The sequence below is a fragment of the Pseudacidovorax sp. 1753 genome (genome assembly GCF_040544975.1).
GTDB lineage: Bacteria > Pseudomonadota > Gammaproteobacteria > Burkholderiales > Burkholderiaceae_C > Xenophilus.
In genome coordinates this window covers 221,568-234,071 of the sequence record NZ_JBEPKY010000003.1, presented here as the reverse complement: position 1 = coordinate 234,071, position 12,504 = coordinate 221,568, and the positions used below count along the sequence as shown (strand labels likewise).

Here is a 12,504-nt window from a genome sequence, read left to right as displayed (position 1 = left end):
AGCCGGGTGCGTCAGGCACGGCCCACAAGCCGTCGCAAGCCGAGCCACTGCTGCGACCAGAAGCCCCTGCCGTAGTCGCGCAGGCGGCCCTGGGCATCGGGCTCCACCTGGTCGCGGACGCCCGTGGGCAGATACCGCAGATCGAAGTTGGCCGTGCGCAGCAGCATGTCCCACCATGGCAGGAGCACGCCGAAATTGCAGCCCCCCAGCACGCCGGGGCGGCCCACCTCCTCATGGCCCACGCCGATCGCATGATGCAGCCGATGGAAGCGCGGGCTGACCCACAACCGCTCGCCCACTCGACCAAAGTGCAGCCGAAGATTGGCATGTTGCAGGCTCTGGCTGAGTTGGGTCAGCGCCACCAGGACGACGAACTGTCCAGGCGGCACACCGATGAGCTGGGCGACCACGACGACGATGGTGCTGTGGATGATGTCGTCCAGCAGGTGATTGCGGGCGTCGCTCCACATCGTCATCTGCCGCTGCGAATGATGCAGCGCATGCAGCCGCCACCACCAGTCGATGGTGTGCTGCCCGCGGTGGATCAGGTACTCGACGAAATCCAGCACGACCAGGTACAGCAGGAAGGTGACCCATGGCCGATCGGTCACACCGGGCCATAGCGCGTCGAGCTGCATCGTGCCCCAGCCAGCGGCACGCACGTGGCCGAGCGCCATGTCGAACAGCGGCTGCAGCACGAAGAAGATCCCCACCCGAAACAGGCCCAGCCGGTGGATCAGTGTATAGATCACATCCACACGCACGGCCCGGCGGTCCCGCAACGGCTCCACCGGACGCCAACGCTGGAGCGGCGCGAAGATCGCCAGCATCACGGCGATCTCGAGCAGGCCCACCAGCAGCCAGCCGGTGGCATCGAAGCCATCCTCCAGCAGGTTGCCCATGCCCGCCGCGAACATCACCGGCTGGACCACGGTTTCGAACAGCCACTGTTGCATCAGGCCGAACGGGTCGGTCAGCCAGGCATGCCATTCCATCGGAAGCTCTCCGTCCTTGTTCGTGACTCAGGGGTGCGCCGCAATCCAGGCGCGGTAGTCAGGATGATCGCGCAGTGTGCGGAAGCAGAAGCCGCGTTGCTGCAGGCCCGCAACCAGCGGCTCGAGCACGGCTGGCGCCCACGGATCCTGGCGCGACCAGATGCCCAGATGGGCCAGCAGGATGTCGCCGGGGCGGATGCGCTCCAGCGCCTGGGCCAGCAGCTTCTGGTTCGGATACTTGTCGCTGGGCAACTCGTCGCCCAGAAAGCCCGCAGGCGACCAACCCACGTACATGTAGCCGCACGCGCGTGCGGCCTCCAGAAGCTTGGGCGAGGTCTTGCCGCCCGGCGCGCGATACAAGGGCAGCGGCGTCTTGCCGGTGATCTGCGCCAGGCGCTCGCTGGACTTGCGGATGTTTTGGCAATACTGCGCCTGCGTCCAGGTCAGGCGCTGACCCGATTGCGGTCCAGCCGACGGCTGGATGATGAAGCGCTTCTGGCCGTTCTCGTCAGGCAGGTCGGCGCGCCAGTAGGCGTGGTCGTAGGTGTGCGAAGCGAACTCGTCGCCGTCGGCTGCCCTCGCCTTCCACCACGGTGCCCAATGGTCGTCCAGGCTGTCGCCCCCGTCCTTGGTGCGCTCGGCGGCGGCAAAGAAGGTCACATGCACATCGTGGCGTTTGAGCACATCGGCCACCAGCGGCGCCACGCCCATGTGGCCCGTGTCGAACGTCAGGTAGACCGGCTTGCTGCAATCGGCCGCAGCCGCAGCGACGACGGATGCGCCGCCCGCGGCAGCCACCACCGCGACAGCCACGCGGCGGGCGGCGCGGCCCAGGCGTTCAACGCGCATGGTCGAGGGTCCAGACACCGTGCGGCGACTTGCCGACGGGTACCTGCTTCATGAGCTGGCCGGTCTGCAGGTCCACCACGCTGAGCTTCTTGGCCCAACGCGAGGTCACGTAGAGGCGCTTGCCGTCGGCGGAGACATCCATGCAGTCGGGGCCGCCGGGCACGGCGTAATTGGCCACCACCTTGAGGGTGGCGAAATCGATGCGGCTGATGGTGTTGGCCACACGGTTGCTGACGAACACCGTCTTGCCATCGCCCGCCGCCCGGAAGGCGTGCGCGCCCTTGCCCGTCGGCAGGATGCCCACGGCCTTCGGCTCGCGGCCTGCCACGTCGAACACCTGTACGCCCTCGCCGCCGGTCAGGCCGACCAGCAGCGTCTTGTCGTCATGGACGCCGAAGATGTCGGCAGGCATCGGCCCGGTGGCGACGCGCCAGCGAATGGTCTGGGTGGGGATGTCGACGGCGATCAACTCGTCGCTGTCCTGCATCGAGACATAGGCCGTGGTGCTCTTGGAATCGATCCAGATGTGGCTGGGTGTCTTGCCGGTGACGAGGCGCTTGGCCAGTTGCAGGTTACTGCCATCCCAGCGGTAGATGTCGACATGGTTCAGCCGGTTCGCGGCGGTGACGAACCACTTCATGTCGGGGGAAAAGCGCAACTGGTAGGGGTCGATGATGCCGTTGACGGTGCGCTGGATCTCGCCCGTCTTCGGGTCGAAGAAGGTCAGCGAGTCGCCAGCCGAGTTGGCCACGATGACCGAGCGCTGGTCCGGCGTCAGGTAGATGTGGTGAGGCTCCTTGCCCACCGAGACCCTGCGCATCTCGGTCCAGGAGGTGGGATCGATCAGGCTCACGGTCGCATCCAGCGAATTGAGCACGAAGATGGGCGGGGGAGCCGCCGCCGCGAGGCCCGGCAGACAACTGCAGGCCAGGGACAGCAAAACGGCCGCGAGGCGGCCGGCACGAAGGGAATGAGCGCGCAAGATTCAACCTGTGGAGGCGGGACGAAAAATACTAACGGTCAGCCCCCAACAGAGGATGACTTCGTGGTCAGCTTCTTGACCTGGAACAGCGATTCGACCTCTGCGGCGGTGAGCCAGCGCCACTCGCCCGGCGCGAGCTCCGGGGGCAATTGCAGTTGCCCGACACGCGCCCGGTGCAGCGCCTCGACGCGATTGCCTGCTGCCGCCACCATGCGCTTGACCTGGTGGTACTTGCCCTCGTCGAGCGTCAACTGCAGCAGTCGCTCCTCCAGCCGCTCGGCGGCCAGCGCCCGCACCGGCCTGGGATCGTCATCGAGCACCACGCCTTCGCACAGCCGCGCCAGTTGCGCCTCATCCAGCGGGTGCTTCAACGCGGCCTCGTACACCTTGGGAACATGGTGACGCGGCGAAGCCATGCGGTGCAGGAACTTGCCGTCGTCCGACAACAGTAGCAAGCCGGTCGTGTCCTGGTCGAGCCTTCCAACGGCCTGAACCCCGTCCACACCGCCCTTGACCGGCCGCTGGCGCAACGGATCCGGCAGCAGCGTGTAGACCGAAGGCCAGGTCGAAGGCTTTTGCGAGCACTCCGTCCCCGCCGGCTTGTTCAGGACCACGTAGGCCTTGGCGTGGTATTCCCACGGCTTGCCCTGAACCGTGTAGCGAAGACCTTCCTGGGCGTCGACATCGAAGGCAGCGTCGGTGACGGCCTGTCCGTCGAGCGTGACGTGGCCATGCTGGATCAGGCCGGCGCACACGCGCCGCGTTCCGAACCCCTGGCTGAAAAGCAGTTCTTGCAGTTGCATGGTGGGCGCGGATGTTAGTCGACGCCCATCCGCGTGCTGGACCACAATCCGGCGCAGCACGCCCCGGGTCGGCCGGGAACGCGCCCTACTTCACCGCATCGAAGCAGCCATGCTCCATCATCTTCTCCGCTCCCTTGCCGCAGCCGCGCTCGCCGGGACCGCCGCCCTCGCCTTCGCGCAGCCGCAACTCGATCTGCCCCGCGTGCCCCTCACGGCCGGCATGTACCGGATCGATGCGCAAGTGGCCGCCACGCCGCAGCAGCGGCAGACGGGCCTGATGTTCCGCGAGAACCTGCCCCAGCAGGAAGGCATGCTCTTCGTGTTCGAGGAGCCCGCCGTGCAGTGCTTCTGGATGAAGAACACGCTCGTGCCGCTGACGGCCGCCTTCGTGGCCGACGACGGCCGCATCGTGAACCTGGCCGACATGCAGCCGCAGACCACCGACAGCCACTGCTCCGAGGCGCCGGTGCGCTACGTGCTCGAAATGAATCAGGGCTGGTTCGCCAAGAAGGGGCTGCGCAAAGGTGCCAAGCTGGCGGGAGCGCCGTTCGCGGCCGGTCGCTGATCGCCGCCCATGCGCCCAGGCTCGCGCGCCTGGACGCTGACAGCCTCGCGCGCCTTCCTACTACGCGAGGGCGTCGAGCACCACCTACATCGATGCCATCCAGGCCCAACGATCCTTCAGACCAGACCCCGGCGGCAATGTGGCAGCCGGGCCACTGGCAACACTCAAAGGATCTTCGATGTTCGAACAAGCACAAGGCGCTTTCCAACGCGTGGCAGGCAAGGCCCAGGATGCGCTGGGCGAAGTGACCAACGACTCGGGCATGCAGGCCGAGGGCAAGATGCGCGAGGCACAAGGCGTTGTTCAGCAGAGCTATGGGCAGGCGCTGGACGAAATCCGCGAAATGGCCGTGAAGCACCCTCTGGGACTCGTCGGCGGCGTCGCCGCTGCGGCGTTCCTGATGGGAATGATCTGCGCCCGCCGCTGACGCGCTTCAGTCCGTAGACCGAAAGAACGGCTCAGCTGCAGCGCTCGCTGGAGTGCTGTGGCCAGGCCTACCCATCTCCTGGGCGGCAGGTTCACGCCTTGCCGCTCTTTGGCGTTTGACCGCGTACATCGCCGCGTCCGCATGGCCGAGCAACTCCTCCGCATCCTTCCCATCGGCCGGAAAGCGCGCGGCCCCGATGCTCGGCCGTACCACCAAGGTCGCATCGCCCACCACGAAGGGCTGGATGAAGGCTTGCTCGATGCGGCTGCTCAACAGGTAGGCGCCGCGGCCGCCGACGTCCGGCTCCAGCAGCACCACGAATTCGTCGCCGCCAAGCCGCGCCAACACATCGGCGCTCCTAACCGTTGCACCCAGCCGGTCAGCCACGGACTGCAGCAGGTGGTCGCCCATCGCGTGGCCCATGCTGTCGTTCACCTGCTTGAATTCGTCCAGATCGAGGAAGAGCAACGACAGCTCCAAATCGCGCTCCTGCGCCGCGCGTACCGCGGCGGACAGGCGCTCGACAAAGGAGCGGCGGTTGAGCAATTGGGTCAACTGGTCTCGCTGGGCGAGGGTCTGCAGACCCACATGGAGCCGCTTGCGTTCGATCGCGGTCGCCACCTGGGATGCGATGAAATGCAGCAGTTCGGCATCGGCGGCCCCATAGCCCTTCTCGCGATCCTCGCTGCGCAGCACCAGTGCGCCGATCGGCCCGTCCTGCGTGGGCAGCGCGGCAGCCAGCAGCCCCGGCGGCGACTCGCAATCCCCCTCCTCGGCTGACGCCTGGCCAAGCAGACGCGCCAGCCAGGGCGCATCTGCCGGGCTCACCGGCCCAGGCGCCCTGCCCATCACGTCGACCTGGTAGGCAGGGTGCAGCAACTGCCTTGCGTCATCGAAGAGCAGTACCGCGAAGTTCCTCGCGTCGAGCAAAGTACCGACGATGCCGTGCACGCTTTCGAACAAGGAGAACAGGTCCTGAGCCGTATGCGCAGCTTCGGAGATGGCGTAGAGCGCCGCCTGCAAGGCGCGACTCTGATGCAGCTCGGTGATGTCGTGCGCGACGGCCACGCGCAGGCCGGCACTCTCCACCCACTGTGCCGTCCACCGGACGTGGACGACGCCCCCATCCTTGCGGATGTAGCGGTTCTCGAAGTGGAGTTGCAGATGTCCCTGCATCACCCGACGGGCGGCCTCCAGGGTGGGCGCCCGATCATCCGGATGCACGAACTCCATCATGTTCCGACCCACGACCTCTTGCGTGCCGTAGCCGAAGATTCGCTCGAACGCCGCGTTCACGAAAACGAAGTCACCCGACGGCGTGACCGCACAGACGGCATCGAGCAACAGATCCAGGAAGTTTTCGGAAACGAATCGGCGCATAGGCATGGGAAGCCGGGCTTGAAACCCAGAGGCCCATTGTCCCGCCATTCGCCCCCAAAGGAGGGCTTGAGCGTGTCACGCCCCGCCGATGGAGACACACCACCGCAGTGATGCCGACGAACAAAAACGCCACCGGATGGTGACGTTTTCTTGGAATGGTGGTGGGCGGTGAGGGCTTTGAACCCCCGACCCCAGCAGTGTGAATGCTGTGCTCTACCCCTGAGCTAACCGCCCGTAGAGAAGGATTTTTGTCTTTCTCTGCAGTTTCGTGCAGTGCTGCGCGAAGCCTTAGATTATGCCATGCTTTTTTGATCTTGCAACCGAAAAATGGTTTTTCCGCCGCTGGCCTTGTCGAGATCGAGCAGAGCCTGCTCATGCGAAACCAGCTCGTCCGCAGTCGCGGTCAGCACAGGAAGGACGAACTGGCGCAGGTCGATATCGACGACGATGCCTTGCTCCTCGTGCTCCCCCGTGTCGATGTCGATCAGCAGCGCGTCCTGGCCGCGCGTGAGATTGATGTAGACGTCGGCCAACAGCTGCGCGTCGAGCTTGGCGCCGTGAAAGGTCCGGTTCGACCGGTCCACGCCGAAACGATCGCACAACGCATCGAGGGAGTTGCGCTTGCCCGGGAAGAGCTGTTTGGCCATGACCAATGTGTCGGTCACCTCAGCCACGTAGTCGCGCAACGGTTGCAGGCCCGCCCGTTCGAATTCCTTGTTGAGGAAGCCGACGTCGAAGGCCGCGTTGTGAATGATCAGCTCGGCCCCACGCAGGTACTCCACCACGTCGCGCGCCATGGTGACGAACTTTGGCTTGTCGCGCAGGAACTCGGTGGTCAACCCGTGGACCCGGAGCGCATCCTCGTGGCTCTCGCGTTCCGGGTTGAAGTACAGATGCAGGTCGTTGCCGGTCAGCTTGCGGTTGACCAGTTCGACGCAACCCAGCTCGATCACCCGGTCGCCGTTCTCCGCCGACAGGCCGGTGGTCTCCGTGTCGAGGACGATCAGGCGCGACATGCACTCTCCTTGCAGGGCATCCCGGGGTTGGAAGACGCCGCCATAGTCAGTGGTTTTCCTTGGCGTGGTTGATCGTGTACTTGGGAATCTCCACGACCAGGTCCTTCTGCGCCAGGATCGCCTGACACGACAGGCGCGACTGCGGCGTCAGGCCCCAGGCACGGTCGAGCAGGTCTTCCTCTTCTTCCTCGGCCTCGTTCAGAGAAGCGAGGCCTTCTCGCACGATCACATGGCACGTCGTGCAGGCGCAGCTCATCTCGCAGGCATGCTCGATCTCGATGCCGTTTTCGAGCAGCGCTTCGCAGATGGAGGTGCCGGCCGGCGCCTGGATCTCGGTGCCCTGCGGACAGTACTCGGCGTGGGGAAGGATCTTGATGATGGGCATGGGTATCAAACGGATTCGATGCTGCGGCCCGCCAGCGCCTGGGCGATGCCCTTGTTCATGCGTTGCGCGGCGAAGGCCTCAGTGCCATGGGCCAGCGCCTCGGTGGCCTCGGTGATGGCCGACTTGTCGTCGCCATCACGCACGGCAGCCAAGGCGTCCAGCAACTGATCGATGGTCTGACGCTCCGGCGCGCTCAGAAGCGCGCCGTCGGCTGCCAGTGCGGTGCGGGTCGCCTGCAACATGCGGTCGGCCTCGACGCGCGCCTCGATCAACGCGCGCTGCTGCATGTCGGCTTGCGCGGTCGCAAAGCCCTCCTGCAGCATGGTGGCGATCTGGTCGTCCGACAGGCCATAGGAAGGCTTGACGGTGACGCTGGCCTCGACGCCGCTGCTCTGCTCCTTGGCGGAAACGGAAAGCAGGCCGTCGGCATCCACGGTGAAGGTCACGCGGATGCGCGCGGCGCCGGCCGCCATCGGCGGAATGCCACGCAGCGTGAAGCGCGCCAGGCTGCGGCAGTCGGCAACCAGATCGCGCTCGCCCTGCACCACATGCAGCGCCAGCGCGGTCTGGCCGTCCTGGTAGGTGGTGAAGTCCTGCGCCATCGCGGTGGGGATGGTTGTGTTGCGCGGCACGATGCGCTCCACCAGTCCGCCCATGGTCTCGAGGCCGAGCGACAGCGGGATCACGTCCAGCAACAGCAGGTTTCCCGCGCCATCGTTGCCAGCCAGTTGATTGGCCTGGATCGCCGCGCCGAGCGCCACGACCTCGTCCGGGTTGAGGTTGGTGAGCGGCGGACGCCCAAAGAAATCGCCCACGGCCTGCCGGATCTGCGGCATGCGCGTGGCGCCACCCACCAGCACGATGCCCTGCAATTCGTTCGGCGCCAGCCGTGCATCGCGCAGCGCCTTGCGCACGGCCACGAGGGTGCGCTGCGTCAGGGGTTGCGTGGCGGCGTCGAAGTCGGTGCGCGTGATGGTCAGCTCATGTGTCGCACCTGCCAGTTCGACCGTGAGCGGCGCCGTGTCGGCACCGGTCAAGGCCTCCTTGCAGTGACGCGCGGCAACCAGCATCCGTGCCCGCTCCTCGTCGTTGCCCGGCACCCGTCCCAGGCGCTGGCTCACCAGGTCTGCCAGCGCATGGTCGTAGTCGTCGCCGCCCAGGGCCGAGTCACCGCCGGTGGCAATGACCTCGAACACGCCCTGCGTCAGCCGCAGCACCGAGATGTCGAAGGTGCCCCCACCCAGGTCGTAGACGGCATAGACACCCTCGCTGCCGTTGTCGAGCCCATAGGCGATGGCAGCGGCGGTGGGCTCGCTGATCAGGCGCAGCACATTGAGCCCTGCCAGTTGCGCGGCATCCTTGGTGGCCTGTCGCTGGCCCTCGTCGAAATAGGCCGGCACGGTGATGACCGCGCCGTACAGGTCGCCGTCGAAGGTGTCTTCTGCGCGGTAGCGCAGCGTGGCCAGGATCTCCGCGCTCACCTCCACGGGCGACTTGGGGCCGGCGACGGTCTGCACCTTCACCATGCCGCCCTCATCGAGGAGCGTGTAGGGCATGGCAGACCGGTTGGCGATGTCGCCCAGCCCGCGGCCCATGAGCCGCTTGGCCGAAGTGACGGTATTGGCCGGATCCGAAGCGCGCGCATCCAGGGCCGCAAAGCCGATCTGCCGCCGCTGCGCATCCAGGTAGCGCACCGCCGATGGAAGGATCACCCTGCCCTGCTCGTCGGGCAGGCATTCGGCGACGCCGTTGCGCACCGAGGCAACCAACGAATGGGTGGTGCCCAGGTCGATGCCGACCGCGATGCGCCGCTGATGCGGGTCCGGCGCCTGGCCGGGTTCGGAGATCTGAAGAAGTGCCATGGAGAAAACTATTGTCCCAGCCGGTCGAGCCGCTCATCGAGTTCTGTCGAAAAGCGTTCGATGAACATGAGGGCTCTGACCTGCTGCGCTGCGGCGGGGTAGTCGCCCTTCTCGTCGATCAGCCAGTCCAGGCTGGAGAGGGCGCGAGCGCGGGCGGACTGCACCTGCTGCTGCAAGGCATCGAGCGCCGACGCGTCGCCTGCTTCTTCCAACTCCTCGCGCCAGCTCATCTGCTGCATGAGGAAGTCCGCCGGCATGGCCGTGTTGTTCTCGGCCTGCACAGGCGCGCCGTTCATTTCGCACAGGTAGGCCGCACGGCTCAACGGATCCTTCAGTCGCTGATAGGCCTCATTGATGCGCACGGACCATTGCATGGCCAGTCGCTGCGCCGCCGTGCCCTGCGCCGCGAAGCGATCAGGATGCGCCTCGCGCTGCAATTCCTTCCAGCGCGCATCCAATGCACCCCGGTCCTGCCCGAACGTGGGCGGCACCGCGAACAGCGTGAAGTCATCGTCGGTCAATTGCATGGGCCATTCCTCGTGCTGCCAAGAAAAAGCCGCCAAGCCCTTTCGGGTGGCGGCCCCGCTCCTTCCGAGTCGCAATCAGACGCGGAAGCTCTCACCGCAACCACAACGGTCGCGCTCGTTCGGGTTGTTGAAGCGAAAGCCTTCGTTCAGCCCTTCGCGCACGAAATCCAGCTCCGTGCCATCGATGTAGGCCAGACTCTTGGGATCCACCAGCACCTTGACGCCATGCTCCTCGAAGATGACATCCTCCGGCGCCGACTCGTCCACGTACTCCAGCTTGTAGGCAAGACCGGAGCAGCCCGTGGTCTTGACCCCCAGTCGCACGCCGATGCCCTTGCCACGCTTGCTCAGGTAGCGGGAGACATGGCGCGCCGCAGCTTCGGTCAGCGTGATCGCCATTGCGGTTGAAGCTCCAGTCACGAGGCGAGGGCTTCGGCGCCGGTCTTCGCGCCAACTTTGGCGCGATAGTCGTTCACGGCGGCCTTGATGGCATCTTCCGCCAGGATCGAGCAGTGGATCTTGACCGGCGGCAGCGCCAGCTCTTCGGCGATCTGCGCGTTCTTGAGCGAGGCGGCCTCGTCGAGCGTCTTGCCCTTCACCCACTCCGTCACCAGCGACGACGATGCGATGGCAGAGCCACAGCCATAGGTCTTGAAACGCGCGTCCTCAATGACGCCGGTCTGCGGATTCACCTTGATCTGCAGCTTCATCACGTCGCCGCAGGCGGGCGCACCCACCATGCCGGTGCCGACCGTATCGTCGCCCTTGTCGAAGGAGCCGACGTTGCGGGGGTTTTCGTAGTGGTCGATGACCTTGTCCGAATAAGCCATGGGGTCCTCTTCTTTCTTGGTGGATTCAGTGGGCCGACCACTGGATCGTGCTCAGGTCGACGCCATCCTTGTACATCTCCCACAACGGGCTCAACTCGCGCAGCTTGGCGACGTTGTGGCGGATGGACGCGATGGCGACGTCGATTTCTTCCTCGGTCGTGAAGCGGCCGATGGTCATGCGCAAACTGCTGTGGGCCAGCTCGTCGCTGCGGCCCAGGGCGCGCAATACGTAGCTCGGCTCCAGACTGGCCGAGGTGCAGGCCGAACCCGACGACACCGCAAGGCCTTTGATGCCCATGATCAGCGACTCGCCTTCGACGAAGTTGAAGCTGATGTTCAGGTTGTGCGGCACCCGGCGCTCCAGGTCGCCGTTGATGAACACCTGCTCGATGTCGGACAGGCCGTCGATCAGCCGCTTCTGCAGCGCGCGGGCCTTGGCCAGGTCCTGCGCCATCTCTTCCTTGGCGATGCGGAAGGCCTCGCCCATGCCCACGATCTGGTGGGTGGGCAGCGTGCCCGACCGCATGCCGCGCTCATGGCCGCCGCCGTGCATCTGCGCCTCCAGGCGCACGCGCGGCTTGCGGCGCACATAGAGGGCCCCGATGCCCTTGGGGCCATAGGTCTTGTGCGAAGCCAGGCTCATCAGGTCGATGGGCAGCTGGGTGACGTCGATCTCGACCTTACCGGTGGCTTGCGCCGCATCGACGTGGAAGATCACGCCCTTCTCGCGACAGGCGTTGCCCAGCGCGACCATGTCCTGCACCACGCCGATCTCGTTGTTGACGAACATCACGCTCGCCAGGATGGTGTCGGGGCGGATGGCGGCCTTGAACTTGTCCAGGTCGAGCAAGCCGTTTTCCTCGACGTCGAGGTAGGTCACCTCGAAGCCCTGGCGCTCCAGCTCGCGCATGGTGTCCAGCACCGCCTTGTGCTCGGTCTTGACGGTGATGAGGTGCTTGCCCTTTTCCTTGTAGAAGTGGGCCGCGCCCTTCAGCGCCAGGTTGTCGGACTCGGTGGCACCGGAGGTCCAGATGATCTCGCGCTGATCAGCATTGATCAGGGCGGCGACGTCGCCGCGGGCCTTTTCCACCGCCTCTTCCGCCTCCCAGCCCCACGCATGGCTGCGCGAAGCGGGGTTGCCGAAATGCTCACGCAGCCAGGGGATCATGGCGTCGACCACGCGCGGGTCGACCGGCGTGGTTGCGCCGTAATCAAGATAGATCGGGAAATGAGGAGTGACGTCCATGGCTCGCTCGTGCTGGCGTGGATACGGAAACAATCACGAACGGAGGAGCCGGCAGCGACAGGCCGCCGCGGCTCGCCCGCCGTGCATCAGGACTTGGCGAAGGCGTTGCCGAGGGCGAACACCGAGTTGGGCGCATTCACCCGGATCGGCTTGACCACCGGCTGGCTCGAGATCGCCCGCTTGACGGCCGGCTTGTTCTCGACCTGCACGCCCTTGGCGATCTGGTCGTCCACCAGCTTCTGCAGCGTGACAGAATCCAGGAACTCGACCATCTTCTGGTTGAGCGAGGCCCACAGCTCATGCGTCATACAGCGGCCGGCTTCGCCCATGCAATTTTCCTTGCCGGCGCAGTGGGTAGCGTCGATCGGTTCGTCCACCGATACGATGATGTCGGCGACGGTGATGTCGGCCGCCTTGCGACCCAGCGAATAACCGCCGCCGGGGCCGCGGGTGGATTCCACCAGCTCATGGCGACGGAGCTTGCCGAACAGCTGTTCCAGATAGGACAGCGAAATCTGCTGCCGCTGGCTGATTGCGGCCAGCGTGACCGGACCGGAGTTCTGGCGCAATGCCAGGTCGATCATGGCGGTGACCGCAAAACGGCCTTTGGTAGTGAGACGCATCGCAAGCTCCTTCA

General features: G+C 65.6%; 15 protein-coding genes and 1 tRNA gene. 2 read left to right on the top strand and 14 right to left on the bottom strand.

Annotated features, from left to right (window positions below; genetic code table 11):
- Positions 1 to 11 precede the first annotated feature (11 nt).
- From ABIC63_RS05425 to ABIC63_RS05410, 4 genes are read right to left on the bottom strand one after another with little or no spacing between them, the layout of a single operon-like run.
- The gene (locus tag ABIC63_RS05425; protein WP_354318980.1) at positions 12 to 995 is read right to left on the bottom strand and encodes a sterol desaturase family protein; all 984 of its coding nucleotides are present in this window, start codon (positions 993 to 995) and stop codon (positions 12 to 14) included.
- Between the two features lie 27 nt (positions 996 to 1,022).
- Positions 1,023 to 1,844: a polysaccharide deacetylase family protein gene (locus ABIC63_RS05420; RefSeq protein ID WP_294364955.1), complete on the bottom strand. Its 822-nt coding sequence runs from the start codon at positions 1,842 to 1,844 to the stop codon at positions 1,023 to 1,025.
- Positions 1,834 to 2,829 (bottom strand): YncE family protein, encoded by a 996-nt coding sequence (locus ABIC63_RS05415; RefSeq protein ID WP_502935848.1) that lies wholly within the window; start codon positions 2,827 to 2,829, stop codon positions 1,834 to 1,836. Before ABIC63_RS05415 ends, ABIC63_RS05420 begins: the two co-directional genes overlap by 11 nt.
- A 35-nt stretch (positions 2,830 to 2,864) precedes the next feature.
- Positions 2,865 to 3,629 (bottom strand): pseudouridine synthase, encoded by a 765-nt coding sequence (locus tag ABIC63_RS05410; RefSeq protein ID WP_354318979.1) that lies wholly within the window; start codon positions 3,627 to 3,629, stop codon positions 2,865 to 2,867.
- A 109-nt stretch (positions 3,630 to 3,738) separates the two neighbouring features.
- Between ABIC63_RS05410 and ABIC63_RS05405 the strand changes: the two genes are divergently transcribed.
- Complete coding sequence (locus ABIC63_RS05405; RefSeq protein WP_294364945.1) at positions 3,739 to 4,194, top strand: DUF192 domain-containing protein; 456 nt, start codon at positions 3,739 to 3,741, stop codon at positions 4,192 to 4,194.
- Between the two features lie 178 nt (positions 4,195 to 4,372).
- Positions 4,373 to 4,621: a CsbD family protein gene (locus ABIC63_RS05400; RefSeq protein WP_234194202.1), complete on the top strand. Its 249-nt coding sequence runs from the start codon at positions 4,373 to 4,375 to the stop codon at positions 4,619 to 4,621.
- 6 nt (positions 4,622 to 4,627) lie between these two features.
- On the opposite strand, the gene ABIC63_RS05395 is transcribed toward ABIC63_RS05400, so the two are convergent.
- From ABIC63_RS05395 to iscR, 10 genes are all read right to left on the bottom strand, one after another.
- Positions 4,628 to 6,007: a sensor domain-containing protein gene (locus tag ABIC63_RS05395; protein ID WP_354318978.1), complete on the bottom strand. Its 1,380-nt coding sequence runs from the start codon at positions 6,005 to 6,007 to the stop codon at positions 4,628 to 4,630.
- 153 nt (positions 6,008 to 6,160) lie between these two features.
- A tRNA-Val gene (locus ABIC63_RS05390) sits at positions 6,161 to 6,235 on the bottom strand.
- 59 nt (positions 6,236 to 6,294) lie between these two features.
- Positions 6,295 to 7,017, bottom strand: coding sequence for a DNA polymerase III subunit epsilon (gene dnaQ, locus ABIC63_RS05385; RefSeq protein ID WP_354318977.1), 723 nt, complete (start codon positions 7,015 to 7,017; stop codon positions 6,295 to 6,297).
- Positions 7,018 to 7,063: 46 nt separating this feature from the next.
- Positions 7,064 to 7,402, bottom strand: a complete 339-nt coding sequence (fdx, locus tag ABIC63_RS05380) for an ISC system 2Fe-2S type ferredoxin (RefSeq protein WP_017756979.1) — start codon at positions 7,400 to 7,402, stop codon at positions 7,064 to 7,066.
- Between the two features lie 5 nt (positions 7,403 to 7,407).
- Positions 7,408 to 9,264 (bottom strand): Fe-S protein assembly chaperone HscA, encoded by a 1,857-nt coding sequence (hscA, locus tag ABIC63_RS05375; RefSeq protein ID WP_354318976.1) that lies wholly within the window; start codon positions 9,262 to 9,264, stop codon positions 7,408 to 7,410.
- Positions 9,265 to 9,272: 8 nt separating this feature from the next.
- Positions 9,273 to 9,791: a Fe-S protein assembly co-chaperone HscB gene (hscB, locus tag ABIC63_RS05370; RefSeq protein ID WP_354318975.1), complete on the bottom strand. Its 519-nt coding sequence runs from the start codon at positions 9,789 to 9,791 to the stop codon at positions 9,273 to 9,275.
- Positions 9,792 to 9,866: 75 nt separating this feature from the next.
- A complete protein-coding gene (gene iscA / locus ABIC63_RS05365) occupies positions 9,867 to 10,190 on the bottom strand; it encodes an iron-sulfur cluster assembly protein IscA (protein WP_017756982.1) in 324 nt (107 codons plus the stop codon).
- A gap of 17 nt (positions 10,191 to 10,207) precedes the next feature.
- Positions 10,208 to 10,621, bottom strand: coding sequence for a Fe-S cluster assembly scaffold IscU (gene iscU, locus ABIC63_RS05360; protein ID WP_354318974.1), 414 nt, complete (start codon positions 10,619 to 10,621; stop codon positions 10,208 to 10,210).
- 25 nt (positions 10,622 to 10,646) lie between these two features.
- Positions 10,647 to 11,867 carry an IscS subfamily cysteine desulfurase gene (locus ABIC63_RS05355; RefSeq protein WP_354318973.1) on the bottom strand — a complete coding sequence of 407 codons (1,221 nt, stop codon included), beginning with the start codon at positions 11,865 to 11,867 and terminating at the stop codon, positions 10,647 to 10,649.
- Between the two features lie 86 nt (positions 11,868 to 11,953).
- Positions 11,954 to 12,490, bottom strand: coding sequence for a Fe-S cluster assembly transcriptional regulator IscR (gene iscR, locus ABIC63_RS05350; RefSeq protein WP_017756985.1), 537 nt, complete (start codon positions 12,488 to 12,490; stop codon positions 11,954 to 11,956).
- Positions 12,491 to 12,504: the final 14 nt, after the last annotated feature.